At 44.0% G+C, this 19,604-nt stretch carries 20 protein-coding genes; 13 read left to right on the top strand and 7 right to left on the bottom strand.

The window, feature by feature from the left end:
- Positions 1–83 precede the first annotated feature (83 nt).
- Genes AC4EG4_RS13260 through AC4EG4_RS13250 form a run of 3 tightly spaced genes read left to right on the top strand, consistent with a single transcriptional unit; the run spans position 84 to position 2,216 of the window.
- Complete coding sequence (locus tag AC4EG4_RS13260) at positions 84–815, top strand: NADPH-dependent oxidoreductase (RefSeq protein WP_490979640.1); 732 nt, start codon at positions 84–86, stop codon at positions 813–815.
- 39 nt (positions 816–854) lie between these two features.
- Positions 855–1,469 carry an NAD(P)-dependent oxidoreductase gene (locus AC4EG4_RS13255; RefSeq protein ID WP_490988088.1) on the top strand — a complete coding sequence of 205 codons (615 nt, stop codon included), beginning with the start codon at positions 855–857 and terminating at the stop codon, positions 1,467–1,469.
- Between the two features lie 24 nt (positions 1,470–1,493).
- Positions 1,494–2,216 (top strand): alpha/beta hydrolase, encoded by a 723-nt coding sequence (locus tag AC4EG4_RS13250; RefSeq protein ID WP_490988087.1) that lies wholly within the window; start codon positions 1,494–1,496, stop codon positions 2,214–2,216.
- Between the two features lie 280 nt (positions 2,217–2,496).
- Here AC4EG4_RS13250 and AC4EG4_RS13245 read toward each other — a convergent pair whose 3' ends face one another.
- Positions 2,497–3,447, bottom strand: coding sequence for a DUF2705 family protein (locus AC4EG4_RS13245; RefSeq protein ID WP_490979644.1), 951 nt, complete (start codon positions 3,445–3,447; stop codon positions 2,497–2,499).
- Positions 3,425–4,348 carry an ABC transporter ATP-binding protein gene (locus tag AC4EG4_RS13240; RefSeq protein WP_490979645.1) on the bottom strand — a complete coding sequence of 308 codons (924 nt, stop codon included), beginning with the start codon at positions 4,346–4,348 and terminating at the stop codon, positions 3,425–3,427. The genes AC4EG4_RS13245 and AC4EG4_RS13240 overlap by 23 nt, the downstream gene beginning before the upstream one ends.
- A gap of 155 nt (positions 4,349–4,503) precedes the next feature.
- Here AC4EG4_RS13240 and AC4EG4_RS13235 point away from each other — a divergent pair, with 155 nt between their 5' ends.
- Positions 4,504–4,923: a hypothetical protein gene (locus tag AC4EG4_RS13235; protein WP_490979646.1), complete on the top strand. Its 420-nt coding sequence runs from the start codon at positions 4,504–4,506 to the stop codon at positions 4,921–4,923.
- A 52-nt stretch (positions 4,924–4,975) separates the two neighbouring features.
- On the opposite strand, the gene AC4EG4_RS13230 is transcribed toward AC4EG4_RS13235, so the two are convergent.
- Positions 4,976–5,230, bottom strand: a complete 255-nt coding sequence (locus tag AC4EG4_RS13230; RefSeq protein WP_490979647.1) for a hypothetical protein — start codon at positions 5,228–5,230, stop codon at positions 4,976–4,978.
- Positions 5,227–6,384: a class I SAM-dependent methyltransferase gene (locus AC4EG4_RS13225; RefSeq protein ID WP_490979648.1), complete on the bottom strand. Its 1,158-nt coding sequence runs from the start codon at positions 6,382–6,384 to the stop codon at positions 5,227–5,229. Before AC4EG4_RS13225 ends, AC4EG4_RS13230 begins: the two co-directional genes overlap by 4 nt.
- Before the next feature lie 157 nt (positions 6,385–6,541).
- On the opposite strand from AC4EG4_RS13225, the gene AC4EG4_RS13220 reads away from it, so the two are divergent.
- The 5 genes from AC4EG4_RS13220 to cydC all read left to right on the top strand — a co-directional run bounded on the left by AC4EG4_RS13220 (position 6,542) and on the right by cydC (position 13,000).
- Positions 6,542–8,185 (top strand): AMP-binding protein, encoded by a 1,644-nt coding sequence (locus tag AC4EG4_RS13220; protein ID WP_490988086.1) that lies wholly within the window; start codon positions 6,542–6,544, stop codon positions 8,183–8,185.
- Between the two features lie 196 nt (positions 8,186–8,381).
- Positions 8,382–9,113 carry a hypothetical protein gene (locus tag AC4EG4_RS13215; protein WP_490988085.1) on the top strand — a complete coding sequence of 244 codons (732 nt, stop codon included), beginning with the start codon at positions 8,382–8,384 and terminating at the stop codon, positions 9,111–9,113.
- Between the two features lie 112 nt (positions 9,114–9,225).
- Complete coding sequence (locus AC4EG4_RS13210; RefSeq protein ID WP_490979651.1) at positions 9,226–9,396, top strand: hypothetical protein; 171 nt, start codon at positions 9,226–9,228, stop codon at positions 9,394–9,396.
- Positions 9,397–9,572: 176 nt separating this feature from the next.
- On the top strand, positions 9,573–11,297 hold the full coding sequence (gene cydD / locus AC4EG4_RS13205) for a thiol reductant ABC exporter subunit CydD (RefSeq protein ID WP_490979652.1): 1,725 nt from the start codon (positions 9,573–9,575) through the stop codon (positions 11,295–11,297).
- Entirely contained in the window at positions 11,294–13,000 is a 1,707-nt protein-coding gene (cydC, locus tag AC4EG4_RS13200) for a thiol reductant ABC exporter subunit CydC (RefSeq protein WP_490988084.1), read from the top strand. The genes cydD and cydC overlap by 4 nt, the downstream gene beginning before the upstream one ends.
- Before the next feature lie 257 nt (positions 13,001–13,257).
- Here the strand turns inward: cydC and AC4EG4_RS13195 are convergent, their stop codons facing one another.
- A complete protein-coding gene (locus tag AC4EG4_RS13195; protein WP_490979654.1) occupies positions 13,258–13,488 on the bottom strand; it encodes a hypothetical protein in 231 nt (76 codons plus the stop codon).
- A 206-nt stretch (positions 13,489–13,694) separates the two neighbouring features.
- Here AC4EG4_RS13195 and desA point away from each other — a divergent pair, with 206 nt between their 5' ends.
- From desA to AC4EG4_RS13180, 3 genes are all read left to right on the top strand, one after another.
- Entirely contained in the window at positions 13,695–14,714 is a 1,020-nt protein-coding gene (gene desA / locus AC4EG4_RS13190; protein WP_490979655.1) for a Delta(5) desaturase DesA, read from the top strand.
- A 93-nt stretch (positions 14,715–14,807) separates the two neighbouring features.
- Positions 14,808–15,944, top strand: a complete 1,137-nt coding sequence (locus AC4EG4_RS13185) for a sensor histidine kinase (protein ID WP_490979656.1) — start codon at positions 14,808–14,810, stop codon at positions 15,942–15,944.
- Positions 15,941–16,540 carry a response regulator gene (locus tag AC4EG4_RS13180; RefSeq protein WP_490979657.1) on the top strand — a complete coding sequence of 200 codons (600 nt, stop codon included), beginning with the start codon at positions 15,941–15,943 and terminating at the stop codon, positions 16,538–16,540. The genes AC4EG4_RS13185 and AC4EG4_RS13180 overlap by 4 nt, the downstream gene beginning before the upstream one ends.
- A 399-nt stretch (positions 16,541–16,939) precedes the next feature.
- Here AC4EG4_RS13180 and AC4EG4_RS13175 read toward each other — a convergent pair whose 3' ends face one another.
- Both AC4EG4_RS13175 and AC4EG4_RS13170 read right to left on the bottom strand, forming a co-directional pair.
- Positions 16,940–17,146: a hypothetical protein gene (locus AC4EG4_RS13175; protein WP_490979658.1), complete on the bottom strand. Its 207-nt coding sequence runs from the start codon at positions 17,144–17,146 to the stop codon at positions 16,940–16,942.
- A gap of 431 nt (positions 17,147–17,577) precedes the next feature.
- Positions 17,578–17,940: a DUF2188 domain-containing protein gene (locus AC4EG4_RS13170; RefSeq protein WP_490988083.1), complete on the bottom strand. Its 363-nt coding sequence runs from the start codon at positions 17,938–17,940 to the stop codon at positions 17,578–17,580.
- A 111-nt stretch (positions 17,941–18,051) separates the two neighbouring features.
- Here AC4EG4_RS13170 and putP point away from each other — a divergent pair, with 111 nt between their 5' ends.
- Positions 18,052–19,572, top strand: a complete 1,521-nt coding sequence (putP, locus tag AC4EG4_RS13165) for a sodium/proline symporter PutP (RefSeq protein ID WP_490979660.1) — start codon at positions 18,052–18,054, stop codon at positions 19,570–19,572.
- The last annotated feature ends 32 nt before the right edge of the window (positions 19,573–19,604 follow it).

Genomic DNA, 19,604 nt, shown 5'->3' with positions numbered 1-19,604 from the left:
TATTGTAGCAAAAATCACCAAAAGAGTATCGCGGCAAAGAATTTGGTACGATAGAAGAAAGGAACGGAGAGGGGATACGATCAATGGTTATCGAATTAATGAAAGCACATGCGTCTGTTAGGGATTACAAAGAAAAACAATTGTCACGTGAGGAAGTCAGCGAATTGGTTGAGGCTGCACAATACGCGGCGACCTCCCATTTTGTTCAAGCTTATTCGATTGTTTGGGTAACTGATCCCGAAAAGCGCAAAAAACTGGGCGAGTTGTCCAAAAATGCTAAGCAAATGGAAGGAGCAGGAGCGGTCTTTTTAATGTGTGCGGATTACAACCGCCTGCAGCATGCAGGGGAATTACAAGGCCAGGAAATCATTTTTGACCGTGCAGAAAACTTGATTGTTGCTGTTACGGATGTTGGCTTGCTGGCACAGAATTTGGCACTTGCAGCCGAATCGAAAGGGTACGGCATCTGCTATATTGGCGGTGTCCGAAATAATATGGAAGCAATCAGCGAACTGGTCGGATTGCCCGAAGGTGTTTTCCCTGTCTATGGTTTGACGGTAGGTGTGCCAAACGAAGCCAATGGAGTTAAACCGCGCTTGCCGGTTGAAGCCATCCTGCACGAAAATGAATACGATGAGGCAAAATACGCAACTCTTTTGCCAGAATACGACGAGACAATCCAAGCCTATTACGCCAGCCGCGGTTCAAACCAAAAAACAGCAACTTGGACTCAGCAGATGGCAGATTTTTTGAACAAGCCGCATCGAGAAGAGTTGAAAGAAATACTGGCGAAAAAGGGATATCATTTCAAATAAACCGTGATTTTCATAGACTAAATAGGAGGAGGAATAGCAATGAAACTGGCGATATTTGGTGCGACTGGCCGAGTAGGGGGCGAAATTCTCAAACGAGCGCTTGCAGACGGCCACCACGTAAAGGCCTTGGTCCGTTCCGAAAAACTCGAAGCACATCCGAACCTGGAGATTATTTTGGGTGATGTGCGAAACGTGGAAGATATTGAAAAGACCATCGCAGGGACAGCGGCAGTTTTTAGTGCGATTGGGACAGACCGGACCACAACATTGTCTGAAGCTGCACCGCTGATTGTCAAATCAATGGGAGACCACAATATTCAAAAAATAATCACTATTGGAACGGCTGGAATTCTGGACAGTCGGCTAAGCCCTGGGCTGCTTCGATATGAAGGTGGGGATTCCAAGCGGAAATTGACTTTTGCTGCAGAAGAGCACGAAGCAGTTTACCGGTTGTTTGAAAAAACCGAACTTCTTTGGACCATTGTGTGCCCTACATACTTGCCGGACGGTGAAGCGCGTGGCAATTACCGTGCGGAAAAAGACTTGTTGCCTGAAGACGGCAAAGAAATCACAGTTGGTGATACAGCAGAATTCGCCTATCGTCTGCTCGAATCACAGGAATTTATTCAGAGCCGTGTAGGCTTGGCTTACTGACAGGCTCAGATAGAAGGTGGCCAAATGAAAAAGTGGCTGTTGCGTATTGTATTGAGTCTTTTAGCGCTATTGATAATTGCGATGATCAGTTTTGTTGTTTATGCTCAATTTGATTATGGGCCAAGTGAGGTCTTAACCGAAAACGTAGATTTATCTGCAGTTGAAAGTGATGGAGAAGGGCTGATTTTCCAGCCGGAATCGCCAAACGGCAAGGGAGTGATCCTCTACCAAGGCGCTAAAGTCCAAAAAGAAGCGTACGCTTATCTGGCCCAATCTTTACGTGAGCAAGGATTTGTGGTGTCGATTCCGCAATTGCCATTGAATTTTGGGATTCTTGGTTCTGGGACTGCAGGTGCTGTAATAGAGGAGCATCCGGAAGTGGAGGAATGGTTTGTTGGCGGCCATTCTTTGGGTGGGGTAGCGGCGTCATTTTATGCGGAAGACCCATCCCGAAAGCTCGCTGGACTCTTCTTTCTCGGATCCTATCCAGCAAGTGACTTTTCGGAAAGCGAGTTGCCGATGCTGTCGATCTATGGGGAGTTGGATGGATTGTCCACGGTTGCCAGTATAGACGAGAGCCGTGAACTATTCCCGGATGACAGTCTGTTTGTGGAAATTCAAGGCGGAAATCATGCGCAGTTTGGGTTATACGGGGAACAAACAGGTGACAATCCGGCCGACATCACAGCAATTGAACAACAAGATCAAGTGGCAGAAGCATTAATTGAATGGATAAACAAAAACTGACCCGTAGATTCCGGGTCAGTTTTTGTTTATCTCGTATGTTTTGAGCTTGCGCTTTTCGGTGTCCAGACTCCAGCGCCCAGATCCTAGTGTCATAAGCCTGCCCAGCTGCGTGGCAAAAAACGCCACACTGCCGGTCTGTCTTATGCCCGTCGGATCTANTGTCCAGACTCCAGCGCCCAGATCCTAGTGTCATAAGCCTGCCCAGCTGCGTGGCAAACAACGCCACACTGCCGGTCTGTCTTATGCCCGTCGGATCTACACGGCCGCTTGCGCTTTTCTATTAAGCTGTGATGTCTCTTTTTTCGAATGTCCAATAGCTGATAACCATGAATACTAGGAAGTAGACAGCCAGTACGAGCAGAGACATCGTCATGGTGATGCCCGGCATCATGAAATTGCCTGTATAAAATTGCGTCAAATCGGTATGGGTGAATAAATAGTATTTGACGATTTCGTAATCCTGCAAAAAGAAGACCGCTTGAACGCCTGTAAACATAAGGAAAATCGATAAGCCGATTGCTAAGGAGCTTGAACGGAAAACGGTTCCGAGCATAAAGGCAAATGTACTGATCATCCAGATGCTTGAAAATTTCAGGGTGGCCAGCTTGATGGCTTCTAACCAGAAAGTCGCTTCCACTACTTCAGCACCATTCCACGTAAGGAGAGTACCGTCTCCAATGCCGAAAAAGAGCAGTCCGGCAAGTGCTGTAGAAAGCAGCATAATTAAACTCAGTAGCACCGCGAACAGTAAAATCGTAATGTATTTGGAAGTGAGAATTTTCCAGCGCTTTACCGGCCGTGTCAGCAGCATTTTAATAGTTCCTTGAGAAAATTCTGTGGCTACAATACCGGCTGCCACAATAACGGTCAACAAGGTTACGAGTGACATCATCATGTGTGTATCGACCACCTGCTGCTGCATGCTGGTGTATTCGAGTGGGGCAATATCATTTTCCAAACGATGCTCGGCGATGGCAATTTGCCCTTCGTAATAATCGATCTGTGTTTCACTCAGATCAGGTTGTTCCAGCAAAAGGCTTCTGCCGTCGAGTTCCGCTTGTGTCGTCTCCTGCCAGCTTCCAACACTGTCTTCAGTGGAGGTGGCTGTAGAGTCCAACCACTTGGTAATACCAATGCCAGCAAACACAATACCAACCATCACGATGACCATAATCCAGGTCATTTTCCGGCTCCATAACTTCATCCATTCATTCTGTATGAGTCTGAGCAATTTCTCCGCCTCCTGTCATTTCGAGGAATTGGGCTTCCAAGGTTTCCCGATACGGCTGAACGGCAAAAATTTTGGCACCGGCGCCGACCAATAAGTTAATGGCTCCCGGTATGTGCTCTGCCCCAGATTCGATTAAGTAGCCTTTGTCATGCAATACTGCTGGAAATCCTGCGCCCGTCAGTACTTCGCCGACAAGCTCCAGTGGTTCTGCTTGAATATAGTAGCGGGATTGTTGGAGTTCATTAACGTTTTTAATATCGATCAATTCACCATTCTGAATAACGGCGATCCGGTCGCATAACAATTCGATTTCGGACAATAGATGGCTTGAGACGAAAACTGCGACACCACTTTCGCGAGCGATTTTCTGCAGGTACATTCGGAATTCACGGATGCCGGCCGGGTCAAGGCCGTTGGTCGGTTCATCGAGAATAAGGAATTTTGGATCGTGCAATAGTGCTTGTGCGAGTCCGAGCCGTTGGCGCATGCCAAGCGAATAAGAGCCTACTTTCTCTTTGACTCGATTCTGCATGCCAACTTGTTTGACGACTTCATCAATTCGTTGTTTGGATATGCCTTTGTGCATTCGGGAAAAATGAAGCAGGTTTTTATAGCCTGACATGTATTTGTACATTTCAGGATTTTCGACAATCACTCCGACGTTCCGAATGCTGTTCTCAAAATCCCCTTGTACAGATTTGCCATCAATCCAAACCTCTCCTTCAGTGGGCTTCATTAGGCCGACCATCATTCGGATAGTTGTGGTTTTCCCGGCTCCGTTGGGCCCCAGAAATCCTGTAATTTCGCCTTTGTGCAAATCCAGGTTGAGGTTTTTGATGATTTTTTTGTTTCCGATCGTTTTCGATAGCTTTTTGATTTGAACGATCGCTTGTTCAGCCATATCATACACCTGCCTTCTCTATATTTGTGCCAGTAGTAATAACGAACCAGAAGGGGTAAAGTTTCACTTTTATCAATGATGTGGACTAATGAGTGCATAATACAACCAAGAAAGGGGAATAACAACAACATAGAAAAATGATGGAGGGATTGGCGATGGAGGAATTGAAGGACAAAGAACAGATTCTAATAGCATATTATACCCAATACTACAAAGGCGCGAGCGTTCAGGATATCAAACAATTGGATCAGCACCTATTGCAGGAAGTAGGCGAAGAAAGATACGTAGCTGCAATGCAAGAACTGACAGATGAAGGGCTAGTTTTTGGAATTGAAAAAGTGCTGGAACGCGAAAAAGAGGGACAGGACAGTCCAATGGCAACGAATGAGGGAATGCTGTACGTTAACAGCATTTTAAATCTCCAATCCGATGCAGTAGAGGAACATCAATTGGATTATTTGGAAAACAACCTGAAAACCAGCAATCTAAAGTTCACGTTAAAACCGGTAGAGAACTACGTATACAAAACCATTGAGCAGCAGGCACAGCAAAAGCCGAACGAAAACTCTCCTTAAAAACTAAAAAAAAACGATGGCCACTTATGGCTGTCGTTTTTTTTTTGAATTGCTACAACTTGAAGATGAAAAACGCCAGAAAAATAGAGATGATGACCAATGTGTTGACCGCAAAAGATGCCCGTTTGCTGACTGGTTTGTCAAGAGAGGGAAACCGTTCGACAATGCGCATGGCTCCGTAAATAAGGGCAACCAGTAGCAGCAAAGTTACAACAAGGTTCATGTCGTAAATGCGGACATCGATAAAGCGAATCAAAACGACCGAAAAAGCTAAAATAATGCCATTTACCAGGTTTTTTTGTTTCATAAATACTCCTTTAATTCGTTTTCAAGAAACGGTTTAGCTGATAGGAGCGAAGCAAACTGGCGGTAGCGTTCAAATTGTCCAGCAGCCGGTTTGCGACCGGTTTTATAAGCGCGGATCAAAATGTTCTTTGGGGTATGCTCCATATCGATAAATTCCATCAATTGTGTTTCATAACCGACCAGCGACAGCAGTTCGGCACGGATAGAGTCGGTCGCCAAAGCGCTGAACCGCTCTTTAATCAGTCCGTGCTGAAGCATAATGCCAAGTTCCGGTGCATCGATTTGGCTGTTTAACTCATGCTGGCAGCAAGGAACGCTCAAAATAACTTTGGCATCCCATTTAACGGCGCGTGCTAGGGCCATATCCGTCGCTACGTCACAGGCGTGCAAAGTGACGACCATATCAACTGCTGACTCATCATTGTAATCGTTGATGTCGCCAACCAGGAATTCCAACTGTTCGTAGCGGAGGTCCTGTGCGATTTGCTGGCATTCTTCTATCACTTCTTTTTTCAAATCAAGGCCGGTGACGCGGAGATCCAGTCCTTTTTCGATGCGCAAATAGTGGTAAAGCGCAAAGGTCAAATAGGATTTTCCAGAGCCAAAATCGAGAATCCGGACAGTGCGGTCCTGCGGCAAGTGGGCAAGTGCATCGTCAATAAACTCGATAAAGCGATTGATTTGGCGGAACTTATCGTATTTCTGTTTTTTCACTTTGCCGTCTGAACTTTGCACGCCAAGGCGAACGAGAAACGGATACGGTATGCCATCTTCCAGCAGGTACTGCTTTTTGCGGTTGTGCGACAGCACTGCCTGTTTCTCGCCGGTTTGTTCTGCTTTCCAGCTGACTTTGAATTTCTTGGTCAATTGAATCTGTACTTTTTCGTCTGTAAACTGAAACAAGGCTTGGCGAAAATCGGCGAACAAAGCAGCCAACTTTCTCGTTGCTTCTTCAACTGGCAGATTTTCATGTTTTAAGACATGCTCGTGCTGATACTCGAATTGAATTAGGTATTCATTTTTTATCTCAACGGGCTTTAGCTTGATTCGCTTGATGTCACTTGATTTGAGCCTTGGCTGGCTGATGGTTGCAGACACCAGTTGCTGCTGCAAAAGGCGTTCGGTAAGTTGGTCGTGCATTGTTTGTAAGTCCATGGTCGATCCCTTCCATTGCATGTAGTTCTTTTAGTTTATCATGCCGCGCAAGGTAAGGGCGAGTTGTCCGTTTTGGACGCAGAGCAGGAGCAAGCAATTTGGAATTTTATGATAATATATAGAAGAATGAGAGCGTTTTCAAATAGGGGGATGGAAAATGGTTAGTTTACAGAAGACAGTTGGGCAAGTAGTAAAAGAACAGGCCGCGCAACATCCGGAAACGGAAGCTTATGTCTACCCAGAGCACGGCATCCGAAAATCCTATAAGGAATTTGACGAAGAAACCGATCGTCTGGCAAAAGCGTTTATCGGCATCGGCATTGAAAAAGGGGAACATGTGGCCATTTGGTCAGACAACAAGCGCGAGTGGCTTTTAAGTCAATTCGCCACCGGCAAAATGGGCGGTGTGCTGGTGACAGTCAATACCAGCTACCAGTCCAGCGAACTGGAATATTTATTGGAGCAGTCGGACGCGACAACTTTAATATTGGGAGAAGAGTTTAAAGGGACCAGCTATATAGACATTCTCAACACGGTTTGTCCTAAACTCGCAACAGCCGATAAAGGAGAAATCAGCAGCAAGAAGCTACCTCATCTGAAGCGGGTTATTGTCATGAGCAGCAACAGTTATCCAGGAATTTACTCGTGGAATGAGTTCGAGGCTTTTGCTGATGGAGTCAGCGACGCGCAGTTTGAGGAGCGCTTCCGTTCGATGGATCCTGACGATGTCATTAACATTCAATATACGTCCGGCACGACCGGGTTTCCCAAAGGCGTGATGCTGACACATCTCAATGTCGTCAACAATGGCAAGCTGATAGGGGACACCATGAACTTGACGGAAAAAGACCGGCTATGCATTCCGGTGCCCTTTTTCCATTGTTTTGGCTGCGTTCTTGGAACAATGGCAGCGGTGACGCATTCCACAACGATGGTCATTGCGGAGCAGTTTGATCCAAAACGCGTCCTGCAGATGGTACAGGACGAAAAATGCACGGGGCTTCACGGCGTACCGACGATGTTCATTGCCGAATTGAACCATCCGGAATTTGCGTCATTTGATACATCCACGCTTCGCACGGGCATTATGGCAGGATCGCCTTGTCCGATTGAAGTCATGAAGAAAGTCATCCATGATATGGGCGCTTCGGAAATCACCATCGCTTACGGGCAAACCGAATCGTCGCCAGTCATCACGCAGACGCGGGCAGATGACGATATTGAAAAGCGGGTATCCACTGTCGGCAAGCCGCATACTGGAGTGGAAGTGAAAATTATCGATCCAGTGACAGGTGAAAGAGTTGAGACAGGCATCCCCGGAGAGCTTTGTACAAGAGGCTATCATGTTATGAAAGGCTATTATAAAAATGAAGAAGCCACCAAAGCCGCCATCGATTCTGAAGGGTGGCTTCATACCGGCGACATTGCGGTTGAAGACGAAGACGGCTATATTGCCATCACCGGACGCATCAAAGATATGGTGATCCGCGGAGGAGAAAACATTTATCCGCGCGAAATCGAAGAATTTCTTTACCAGCATCCTTCCGTTCAAGATGTTCAAGTGGTTGGTGTACCGGATCCGAAGTATGGAGAAGAATTGATGGCGTGGGTAATCCTGAAAGAAGGGCAAGAGCTGGATGCAGAAGAGTTGAGAGTTTATTGCAAGGGTAAAATTTCACGCCACAAAATACCGCGTTACATTGAATTCACCAAAGAATATCCGATGACGGCTTCCGGAAAAATCCAGAAGTTTAAGCTGCGTGAACTATCCGTTGAGCATAGTCGGCAAGCAGAAGTCTAAGGGAGAGAAGGGTATGGAGTAAAAGCGTCTTTCAGGACGCTTTTTTATTTTTGAAGTTTTATACAAGAAAGAGGCACAAATCATCCGTGTTGTTTACACCATTGCTGCTGAGGGGAGACAACTAGTAAAGCGAGAAATCTTACACAAGAGAGTATCCGATTCTGAACGATCCACACCAACCGAAAGGAGAAAACGGATGCTTGGTCTTAGTTTTATTTTTGCCATTGGATTTGTATTGATTCATCTTTTCTCAAAACGTTTAAAGTTGTTGAAGGTGTTGCCGCGCAGTCGATTTCTTTCGATCGCCGGTGGCATATCAGTTGCTTATGTATTTTTGCATTTATTGCCGGAACTGAGCGTTTTCCAAGAAGAGCTCCAAGGAGAGCTCGAAAACAGCAGCCTGCAATTTCTGGAAAATCATATATACTTGATTGCAATGGCCGGGCTGGTAATTTTTTATGCTTTAGAGCATTCAGTCAAAACTTCCAAGAGAAAGAACAAACATTCAGGTCAGCCGAAAGCGGCGTCAGGTGTTTTCTGGGTTCATATTATTTCGTTCGCTTTGTACAATAGTGTCATCAGCTATCTCCTCGTCAGGGAAGAATATGGAGATGCTTGGGGAATGTTCTTGTTCTTTATAGCAATGGGGGTTCATTTTATAACCAATGACAAGGGATTGCGTGCCACTCATCAAGAAGAGTACGATCAATACGGCAGATGGCTGTTGGCTGCAGCAATTCTTGTGGGATGGGCAATTGGAGCTTTTGCAGATGTCCACGAGTGGATTATTTCGGTGCTTACCGCTTTCTTGGCAGGCGGTGTTATTTTAAACGTCTTGAAAGAAGAACTGCCAGAAGAAAGGGAAAGCAGTTTGCTCTCTTTTTGTGTCGGATTAACGTCATATTCTATTTTATTGTTATTTTTATGAGGAATAGACTTTTTTATAATAGTAAAATATGAGTTTTTTGGTATAATAGACTTATGGTGATGGGTAATAAAGCTTAGTGTATATAACGGCTTACCATAAGAGGGTGGTTGCAGTGATCACAGAAGAAGAGTTCGCCATTTTCGAATATGAACTGTTTAAGCTAATGGATGAATACCGAAGATGTGTTGATGAATCCTTGAAACTGAAAATACAAGAAGACATGGTTTGGTTAAGAACGGCCATTTTTTCAATAAATTCTTATGAAGAGACAATTGAACAGTAATAATCCAACCTTGCGGTCCAAATTTCCGCAAGGTTTTTTATGTCGAGACAACTTAAGTATTTGTGAACAATACTGTAACAAAGCTTCGGATTAATGCCGTTGGCGTGGGCACTTGACGGGGGTTTGGACATCGCATGCTTTATAATAAGAGGAGGTAAAGCGAAGGAGAGAATGGCATGAACGACTTAAAACAGCTGGCATTCCAACGGAAAAACATGATGGCCTTTCTGGCAGCGGCATCGCTTTTAAAAGGAATCGCTACAATCGGACAAGCCTTATTTTTTGTGTTTATTGCAGATCGTGTTTTTCTTCAGAATGCAGCATTCGAAAGCTTGTTGCCACTGTTTGGTGGATTGTTCGCAGCAATTCTGCTGCGTGTAGGAGCTGGATACGCCATCGGCAGAGCAGGGGTCAATCTGGCTGCTGATGTGAAACATGAATTTCGAACCAACTTAATCAAGTCTTTTGCTGAAAATCCATTGCTGTCTGCAGCTCAAGGACAGTCTGGCCAAAAAGTTAGTCTGTTAATGGATGCGGTGGATGAAGTAGATGGCTTTTTCAGTAAATACATTCCACAAATGATCCAAACTTATATTATTCCACTCTTGTTATTGGGTGTTATCTTCACTCAGAACTGGACGACCGGTGTCATCATTTTAATCACGGCGCCGTTTATTCCAATTTTCATGGCCATGGTCGGAAAAGGAACAAAGAAAAAAGCCGATGAAAAAATGGAGCAGCTCAACCAATTCTCCGGTACTTTTCTGGATGTTTTGCAAGGCTTGTCCACGCTCAAATTATTTGGACAGGCTGAAAAGCAGCAAAAAGCTATTCGGAAAAGCAGTTTAAGCTTTCGCGATTCAACGATGGAAGTATTAAAATCAGCATTTTTATCATCATTGATGCTGGAGTACATTTCCATGCTGAGCATCGGGATTGTCGCATTGGAAATTGGTCTGCGCCTTGTCGTTTTTGACAGCATCAGCTTTTTCACTGCATTTTTCATTTTGATTTTAGTACCGGATTTCTTTAATTTACTGAAGGATTTCGGAAGTGCTTTCCATACGGCACGCGGCAGTGTATCAGCAGCTAAGCAGTTGGGGACAGAGCTTGAAAAAAATCACTCGCCGTTAACTTGGGGAACTGAAACCATTGCGCCTGAGCCGCCTCATTTGTCTCTGGAAGGCTTGTCTTTTCAATATGGAGAAGGGTTTGCGCTTGCTCCACTAAGTGTAGAAATCGGACCTTACAGCCAAGTGGCGATTGTTGGCAAAAGCGGCTCCGGAAAAACGACATTGATGCACTTACTGGCTGGCTTGTTGCCGCAAGGTGAGGGCAGCTTGATGATCAACGGAGTTCCACGTGAAACCGTCAGTGAAAAGTCCTGGTTTGACCAGTTAAGCTATATCTCTCAAAATCCTTATCTGTTTGCTGGAACCATTCGGGAAAATATGGAGATGGGTGCCAACCGTCAAGTCAGCAATGAAGAAGTGCTGGCTGCTGCTGAAAAGGCGGGCATTGCAGAGATGATTTCAACGCTTGAACACGGATTTGAAACGCCAATTGGTGAAGCGGGACGCGGACTATCAGGTGGAGAAAAACAGCGGATTGCGCTGGCACGCGCTTTCTTAAAGAAACCGTCGCTCATCCTATTTGATGAACCGACAACCGGTTTGGATCTGCGGACCGAACAAATTCTGCAGGCTTCACTCCGTGAGTTGCAAAAAACATCCACAGTTATCACGGTTGCTCATCGCCTTCACACAATTAAAGGGGCGGATCTGATTTTCTTTTTGGAAAACGGCAAACTAGAAGCTGCGGGCAGCCATGATGAACTGCTGCAATATTATAGTCCCTACCAAGAGATGCTCGCAGCACAGCAGGGAGGTGGCGTGCGATGAACGAATTAAAGCATGTTTTGAAATTAACATTGATTGAGAAAAAGGATGTATCCATCGCCATCTTTTTTGGATTTATAGCAGGTGTAGCGAGTGTGGCATTGATGGGATCAAGCGGTTATTTAATTTCCAAAGCTGCCCTGACTTCTCAAATGACAACTCTAGTTGTGATGGCAGCCTGCCTAAAATTATTTGGTTTTATTTCGGCATTGAGCCGCTACGGGGAGCGTTTGTATTCCCACCGAGCAACATTCACTATGCTTAGCCATTTAAGAGTGTCCTTTTTTGATCGGCTCTCTCCGCTTGCGCCTGGAATATTTGGCAAGTACCGGAGTGGGGATTTACTGTCCCGAATCGTTGGGGACGTAGAAAGCCTGCAGAATTTTCTGTTGCGCGTTTTTTACCCGCCGGTTGTACTGGGCATTGTTTTTTTAAGCACCATTTTCTTCAGTTCATTCTTCTCCATGGGAATTGCAGCTGTGATGTTCATCGGAATGCTGTTGACGGTTGTCGTGGTTCCGGCTCTTTTTTCGATTCGAAAACGCCGGACAGATGGACAAACAAGAGCCAAGCGCGGAAGTTTAGCAATTGAAGCGACAGAATTTCTTTATGGTTTTAGGGATCTGAAAATCCATCAGCAACTTAATGCCAAAGAACTGCAGCTGGCAAATGATGCGGGGCAATATAATGAAGGGCAGCGAAAAGAAGGACTGGAAGAAAACCTGGCCCAGTCTATCAATTCGCTGGTGGCATTGTTGGTATCATTTTTCGTACTGGGTGTCGGTGCGTATTTTGTCGCAGCAGGTGAGCTGAATGGGTTGTATTTGGCGATGCTCGTTATGATATCCATTGCTGCTTTTGAAAATGTAGCCCCAATGGCGGCATTTCCGGCATATTTTGAAGAAAGCCGAAAAGCTGCCGTGCGCTTAGAAGAAATTGTTGCAGAACCGCTTACGCCTCGAGGAACCGAACAGCTTCCGGAAGGGCCGCTTGATATAAAACTGACAGGAGCCTCTTTCAGCTATCCAGGAGAAAAGAAACTTGCAATTGACGATGTTTCCATCCACTTAGAGCCAGGCACAAAAACCGCAATTGTCGGGCCCAGCGGTTCAGGTAAATCGACGCTCATGCAGTTGCTGCTGAACGTTTTCCCACTTGAACACGGGCAATTATCAATTGGCGGAAAACCTGTCGAAACGCTTCAACAGGAAACCATCTGGCAGAAAATGAATGTCGTGCTCCAGGAAAATCATTTTTTCTATGGTACGGTACGCAGCAATCTGCTGATTGCCGACCCGGAAGCAAGTGATGAAAAAATGGAATCAGCTTTAGCCCAAGTTCAACTTGAATTGTTTCCACTGTCAATGGCCGTAGAAGAAAAAGGGCAAAATTTGTCTGGCGGCCAAAAGCAGCGTCTCGCAATTGCACGTGCTCTCCTGAAAGGCCAATCATTATGGCTTCTTGATGAACCGGTTTCTTCGGTAGACAGCCTAACCGGCCAAGCCATTTACAATGAACTATTCCAGCAAGGCAAGGAAGATCTATTTGTTACGATCAGTCATGATTTGGCAGGGCTTGAAAAAATGGATCAAATTATCGTCATGGAGAACGGCCGCATCGTAGAAAGCGGATCGTACGAAGAACTAATGGAAAGAAAGTCGTATTTCCATCAATTGAAACAAATCGAAAACAGTGTATTCGCCTAGAAAAGCGGAAGCATCCGTGTAGCTCTGACGGGCATAAGACAGACCGGCGAAGCGGCGTATTTTCAGCCGCACAGCCGGTCTGGCTTATGACCCCGAAGAGCTGGGTGCTGGAGTCTGGACATCAAAGAAAAGCGGAAGCACCCGTGTAACTCTGACGTGCATAAGGCAGACCGGCAAAGCGGCATGGCTTATGACCCAAAGATCTGTAGAACAGAAAAAGACCCGCCACATTTTGAGTGGCGGGTCTTTTTCTGGTGTCATTTAAGCAGGAGATGCTCGTTCTTTTTAGCATCTTCCAATTTCATTTGTTCCAGTTCGAGGCGCATTTTCTGTGTTTCGATGACAAAATTTTCGTGTTTCAGCTTTTCGAGCTCGAGTTCGCTTTCAATCATCTTATGCTTTAATTTTGCCTGCGTTTGGAGGTGTGCGCTGATGATTCCTGCGAGTGGTATCGAAAAGACCATGATGACGGCTACAAGACCAGTCATATGACTCACTCCGTTCTGATTTTTCTGATTATGTTTAGTATACACATATCGCTTGTAATTTTAAAGAAGCAGTTTTCTTGAAATACATGACAACTGTCATATAGAAATATAGACGTTTGTGTCTTAAAGCTAGTCGGCTTTCCCTTTATGATTAGGGTAATAAGTTATTCGGACCAAAAAGTCCGTTCAAGGAGGAAGTTGAAGACATGAGCAGAGAAAAAACAGCGCAGTTACGCAAATTTGTCGCCCCTTTCGAAAAAGCAGACGTTAAAGCAAGTGTAAGACAAATAGCAAACACGATTCCACCTTTTATATTGGCCTGGTTTTTGGCTTACCAAGCACTTGATGTTTCAATTTGGTTGACCATTGCGCTATCAGCAGTAGCTGCCGCATTCGTTATCCGCACATTCATCATTTTCCATGACTGTACGCACGGATCGTTTTTCAAAAACAAAAAAGCAAATGCAGTTGTCGGCACCATCACAGGCATTATGACACTTTTTGCTTATGAAAAGTGGAAACGTGAGCACTCAATTCACCACGCTTCAAGTGGTAATCTTGATAAGCGTGGAGTCGGCGATATCTGGGTTATGACAATAGAAGAATATGTAGAAGCTTCAAAATGGGAACGTTTTAAATACCGCATGTACCGCAACCCATTGGTCATGTTCGGAATTGGGCCTCTATTCCTTGTCTTGATTTCAAGCCGTTTCAATCGTAAAGATGCACGCAAAAAAGAACGCAATAACACATACTTGATTAACTTTTCTCTAGTTGCCATCTATTCGCTTTTGATTTGGATAATCGGTTGGCAGGCATTCTTGATCGTTCAAGGAACTACAATGTTTATTGCTGGAGCATTCGGTATTTGGTTGTTCTACGTTCAGCACACATTTGAAGATTCGTATTTCGAAGACGAAAACGAATGGGATTATGTAAAAGCAGCGGTAGAAGGAAGCTCGTATTACCAGCTTCCAAAAGTATTGCAGTGGGTAACAGGAAATATCGGTTTCCACCACGTGCATCACTTGAGCCCGCGTGTTCCTAACTACAACTTGGAGAAAGCACATGTGTCTACTCCGCCGCTTCAACAAGCAACAACAATCAATATTAAATCGAGCCTTAAGTCTTTGCGCTACAAATTGTATGATGCGCCAAATAAAACATTCGTTACATTTGGTGATATCAAGCACTTGTTGGGCAGTTCGAAAACGGTTCAACAGTAAAAACGAGCAAAAGCCATTCTTAGCGGAATGGTTTTTTCTTTTGCCTATTATTTGCTATGATGAAACTACTATAGAAAGGAAGCGGAGGATCATATGCATAGCTGGTATCAAATATTTCCTAAAAATCCTTGGCTAAGTTTATATGCTTGGGTTATCTTTTGTATTTTGCCTTTCTTTTTTATTTTTCGCTCTTCTTTGATGCCTGAAATTATTTTCGGCATTTTACTTTTGCTGTTGTTCTTCATTGCATACAGGCTTTCTTTCAACTCACGAACCGGTTTTGTGTATGTGTGGGTAAGCTTTGAAATGGCGATTAATATTGGGATGATCTTGTTGTTCGGCTATGTTTACCTATCAATTTTTGTTGCTTTTTTTATTGGCAACCTGCGCAATAAAGTTGGCTTCTTCATTATTTATGGCATCCATATTGGGACAACGATTGCAGCTGTGGTATTTGGCTTTTTTGAACACAGTGAACTGTATCTTTCTCAGCTGCCGTTTATCGTGCTCAGTATTTTGGGCGTAATTCTTTTGCCTTTTAATACGTATAACCGCAATAAGCGGGAGAAACTGGAAGGCCAGCTCGAAGACGCCAATAAGCGGATTTCCCAATTGGTGATCATCGAAGAGCGTGAACGGATTGCGCGTGACCTTCACGATACGTTAGGCCAAAAGTTGTCGTTGATTGGATTAAAAAGTGATCTGGCGGGTAAATTAATTTACAGGGATCCAGAATCTGCTTTAAATGAAATCAATGATGTCCGGCAGACAGCCCGTACGGCGCTAAAAGAAGTGCGGGAGCTAGTATCCAATATGCGAGGTACCAAGCTGGATGAAGAATTGCTCCGAATCCAGCAAATTTTAAATGCTGCAGAAATCGATTTTGTGTTCTACGGTTCGCCGCAGCTGACCAATACACCACTGTTGGTGGAAAATGTCCTCAGCATGTGCCTGAAAGAAGCCGTGACAAACGTAGTCAAACATAGCGATGCGACACGCTGCAGCGTGTTGATCAAACAAAATCCTGAAGAGATATTGGTACAGGTACAGGATGACGGCAAAGGATTCCCGGAAGGAAATACTTCCTTGAAGGGGAACGGTCTTGCTGGTATGCGTGAGCGTTTGGAATTTGTCAACGGTTCGGTGGATATTAAAGAAATGGACGGCACAACTTTGAATATTCGTGTGCCAAATGTGATTTTGTATAGTTCAAAGGAGGCGGTGAAATGATTCGAATCGTATTAGCTGAAGATCAGCGCATGATGCTGGGAGCTTTAGGGTCGTTATTGGATCTGGAAGATGATCTGGAAGTGGTTGGCAAAGCGGCAAATGGCGAAGAGGTCATTGAGCTTGTGGAAAAGCTGCAGCCTGATATTTGCATCATGGACATTGAAATGCCGTTAAAGAGTGGGTTGGATGCCGCAGAAATCCTGAAGGAGCAGCCTTGTAAAATCATTATTTTGACTACCTTTGCACGTTCAGGCTATTTTGAACGTGCAAGAAAAGCGGGAGTCAGCGGCTATTTGCTGAAAGACAGCCCAAGTGAAGATTTGGCCACATCCATTCGGACGATTATGGATGGACGCCGTATTTACGCGCCAGAGCTGGTGGACTTAGCTTATGCTGACGAAAATCCATTAACTGAACGTGAGAGCCAAGTGATGGAACTGATTGCCGAGGGGCGAAGCACGAAAGAAATCGCTAAAGAACTGTTTATCACAACGGGAACTGTTCGAAATTATATTTCGACCATTCTGGACAAGCTCGAGGTCAGTAATCGGATTGAAGCTATTTCCCGTTTTAAAGAAAAAGGCTGGTTCAAATAAAATGCCGCTGTCTGCTGTTTTATTAAAAGTATAGAGATGTTGCAATAGACTTGCTATAGTTGAAACCTTTATAAAATGTGCAACATTGTATTGAACTTTTTTGGCTAAACTAATATTTATTAAAATGAAAAGAAGGCTTGTGAAGTGTTTTGATACACTTACGGGCCTTCTTTTTGTTGCTGTTCCAATTCCGGTAGAAAAATGAATTGCCTGAAATAGGGAGGAGTGTCACATTTGATGTAAACAGATAATAACGTTATTTAACTTATTATTCACAAATCTGTGCAACGAGGAGCACAGAACTCCTTATTACATTAATTTATAAAATTCTTTTAAAAAGTAAGTAGATGGAGATTAGAACAACTTTAAATAATGAAAAAACCAGGTCCAGTAGTTAGTCTATAACTGTTTTTTTTGTTTCCCGGATTTCTTGTTTGTATAAATAACGTAAATAACGTTTAGAATAAACAATACTATTGCGGATATTAAAAAGCCAAGTATTCCAGCATAATTAGGACCCGTTATTAAGAAGAAAATAGAAGCTAACACAAACGCAGTAAAGCCAGCCATACTCATTTTCCAACGGGAATTATCTAATCTCTCCATATCAGCGCCCCCTTCTTATACAAATAGTAATTATCTCAAAAATTAGTACTATGACTCATTGAAGAAAAAGTAGATTAAAACAATTTAATCTGTCGGAGGTAGAAGGGGTGATTATCTTTAAATACTACTATCTAATACTTACATTCAACATATTTCGGACAGTACTCATGCTCACTCAATTAATAATCCGTAAAAAAAGAGTATTCACTCTATTTTAATATCTTTTTGCCACAATTGTAAAACGTTTAACCGTTTAATAAACATATGTAAAGTTAATCGAAATAAAAATACACATTACTAAAAGTAATTTTTAGTGATGTGTATTTTTATTATGTGTGTAACATTATAAACAAGATACGAAAAGATGAGTCCCCATGTACAATCACTTGTTTTAATATTACAGAGTAACAGCGGCGTTTTTTATTCTATCTTTATTCATAGAGGGTATCAGAAAGCGAGTTGTCTTCGTTATAAATGTGAAGCTCTCCGTGATTTTTGTTGACGTAGCGCTTGGCTTCTCCCATCAGGCTTTCCTTGGTTTCTTCGATCAGAATGGCTCTCTTGCTATCCTTTTTCTTTAGCTGCCAGCCTTCGTCGTGTTTTCTGATTTCATAAACCGGTCGGTCTTCATCTCCAGTCACACTTTTTTGAGCTCGGTCTAAAGCAATCGGAATGGCGCGATTTTCCTCGTAACCGTCCCGGAGCAATGCGTTAGCGATCTCAATGGCTTTGTTGCGGACAGCGGTGTCCAGGTTTTTAAACGAATCCGGGTAATCATTTTTGCTCCATGGCATCATAATCTCCTCCTTGAGATTCTTTTCCCCGCTAGTGCAAACGGTAAAACCAAAAATGGGACTTTAAAAATGTGTCAATAATGTTACACTGTAAAACAAGGAGGGGATAAAATGACAGATACTACATATCAAATCATTGCTTTAGCTATTTATCTGGCTGCCATGCTCTTTATTGGCTGGTATGCTTATCGAAAAACTGCCGATTTATCCGACTACATGTTAGGGGGAAGGGGACTCGGGCCGGCAGTTGCTGCACTTAGTGCCGGGGCTTCCGATATGTCCGGATGGCTCTTGCTCGGCTTGCCAGGTGCGATCTATCTTGGTGGATTGGTTGAAGTGTGGATCGCGATCGGCTTAACAATCGGTGCCTTTTTAAACTGGTTCTTTGTGGCGCCTCGCTTACGAATTTATTCGTTTGTGACCAGTGATTCTATCACAATTCCAAGTTTCTTGGAGAATCGTTTAAAAGACAAATCCCGATTATTAAGAATTGTTGCCGGTATTATCATTCTAATATTTTTTACATTTTACGTTTCTTCCGGAATGGTCGCTTCGGGTCTGTTCTTCCAAAGTTCATTCGGAATGGACTATCATTTAGGGTTAGTTCTGGGATCAATTGTTGTTGTAGCCTATACGCTGTTCGGCGGGTTCCTCGCTGTCAGCTACACGGATTTCGTCCAAGGCATCATGATGGTAGTCGCTTTGATCGCAGTTCCAGCAGTAGGGATTTTTGCGACAGGCGGATTTGGCGAAACAGCTGCCAGTATCCGCGAAGTGGATCCAAATATGATGAGTTTGGTTTCGGGAGCCTCTACAATCGGAGTTATTTCTGCGGTAGCTTGGGGACTTGGTTACTTTGGCCAGCCGCATATCATCGTCCGTTTTATGGCTATTAAAACACTGAAAGAAGTTCGTATAGCCCGCCGTATCGGTATGGGCTGGATGATTTTCAGTCTTCTCGGAGCAACGGCAACTGCGCTTATCGGGATTGCTTACTTCCAGCAAAATCCTTCAGCAACTCTAGTGGATCCTGAATCAGTCTTTCTGGACTTGAGCCAGATTCTGTTTCATCCGCTGATTGCTGGATTTGTATTGGCAGCAGTTCTGGCTGCGGTTATGAGTACAATTTCGTCGCAGCTATTGGTCAGTTCTTCTGCTTTGATTGAAGACTTATACAAGATTGCTTTTAAGAAAGAATCGTCTCCAAAAGGCTATGTAAATTTAGGGCGCATCGCTGTTGCTTTGATTGCCGTTATTGCCGCATACCTGGCATGGGAACAAAACAACACGATCTTAGGTCTGGTTGCTTATGCGTGGGCAGGATTTGGTGCTGCTTTCGGGCCAATTATCTTACTGTCTCTATTCTGGCGCAAGCTTACTTCAAAAGGTGCTTTGGCCGGGATGATTGTCGGAGCGGTAACAGTTATCGTGTGGGATTCACTCGGTACTGTTGCAGAAGATCCTGGAGCAACTGAAACATCCAATTTTATTGGCAGTGTTTACGAAATCATTCCAGGCTTCTTCCTGTGTCTTCTTGTGACTTGGCTCGTCAGTCTGGTGACTTACAAACCTGATGCACAAATTGATAAGGAATTTGATGAAACAGTTCGTTTGATCAACGAAGATAAATAATTTTCTAAACAAAAAGGCGTGCGGCTTCTTCC

This window comes from Planococcus sp. TJ-201 (genome assembly GCF_058268495.1).
Note: the sequence above shows the minus strand (reverse complement) of the source record. Positions and strands in the feature narration are given on the sequence as shown.

What these genes read in the sequence shown, in the direction of transcription:
- AC4EG4_RS13260 (WP_490979640.1), top strand. Translation starts at nt 84, where the DNA reads ATGGTTATCGAATTAATGAAAGCACATGCGTCTGTTAGGGATTACAAA.
- AC4EG4_RS13255 (WP_490988088.1), top strand. Translation starts at nt 855, where the DNA reads ATGAAACTGGCGATATTTGGTGCGACTGGCCGAGTAGGGGGCGAAATT.
- AC4EG4_RS13250 (WP_490988087.1), top strand. Translation starts at nt 1,494, where the DNA reads ATGAAAAAGTGGCTGTTGCGTATTGTATTGAGTCTTTTAGCGCTATTG.
- AC4EG4_RS13240 (WP_490979645.1), bottom strand. Translation starts at nt 4,348, where the DNA reads ATGGCTGAACAAGCGATCGTTCAAATCAAAAAGCTATCGAAAACGATC.
- AC4EG4_RS13235 (WP_490979646.1), top strand. Translation starts at nt 4,504, where the DNA reads ATGGAGGAATTGAAGGACAAAGAACAGATTCTAATAGCATATTATACC.
- AC4EG4_RS13230 (WP_490979647.1), bottom strand. Translation starts at nt 5,230, where the DNA reads ATGAAACAAAAAAACCTGGTAAATGGCATTATTTTAGCTTTTTCGGTC.
- AC4EG4_RS13225 (WP_490979648.1), bottom strand. Translation starts at nt 6,384, where the DNA reads ATGGACTTACAAACAATGCACGACCAACTTACCGAACGCCTTTTGCAG.
- AC4EG4_RS13220 (WP_490988086.1), top strand. Translation starts at nt 6,542, where the DNA reads ATGGTTAGTTTACAGAAGACAGTTGGGCAAGTAGTAAAAGAACAGGCC.
- AC4EG4_RS13215 (WP_490988085.1), top strand. Translation starts at nt 8,382, where the DNA reads ATGCTTGGTCTTAGTTTTATTTTTGCCATTGGATTTGTATTGATTCAT.
- cydD (WP_490979652.1), top strand. Translation starts at nt 9,573, where the DNA reads ATGAACGACTTAAAACAGCTGGCATTCCAACGGAAAAACATGATGGCC.
- cydC (WP_490988084.1), top strand. Translation starts at nt 11,294, where the DNA reads ATGAACGAATTAAAGCATGTTTTGAAATTAACATTGATTGAGAAAAAG.
- AC4EG4_RS13195 (WP_490979654.1), bottom strand. Translation starts at nt 13,488, where the DNA reads ATGACTGGTCTTGTAGCCGTCATCATGGTCTTTTCGATACCACTCGCA.
- desA (WP_490979655.1), top strand. Translation starts at nt 13,695, where the DNA reads ATGAGCAGAGAAAAAACAGCGCAGTTACGCAAATTTGTCGCCCCTTTC.
- AC4EG4_RS13185 (WP_490979656.1), top strand. Translation starts at nt 14,808, where the DNA reads ATGCATAGCTGGTATCAAATATTTCCTAAAAATCCTTGGCTAAGTTTA.
- AC4EG4_RS13180 (WP_490979657.1), top strand. Translation starts at nt 15,941, where the DNA reads ATGATTCGAATCGTATTAGCTGAAGATCAGCGCATGATGCTGGGAGCT.
- AC4EG4_RS13175 (WP_490979658.1), bottom strand. Translation starts at nt 17,146, where the DNA reads ATGGAGAGATTAGATAATTCCCGTTGGAAAATGAGTATGGCTGGCTTT.
- AC4EG4_RS13170 (WP_490988083.1), bottom strand. Translation starts at nt 17,940, where the DNA reads ATGCCATGGAGCAAAAATGATTACCCGGATTCGTTTAAAAACCTGGAC.
- putP (WP_490979660.1), top strand. Translation starts at nt 18,052, where the DNA reads ATGACAGATACTACATATCAAATCATTGCTTTAGCTATTTATCTGGCT.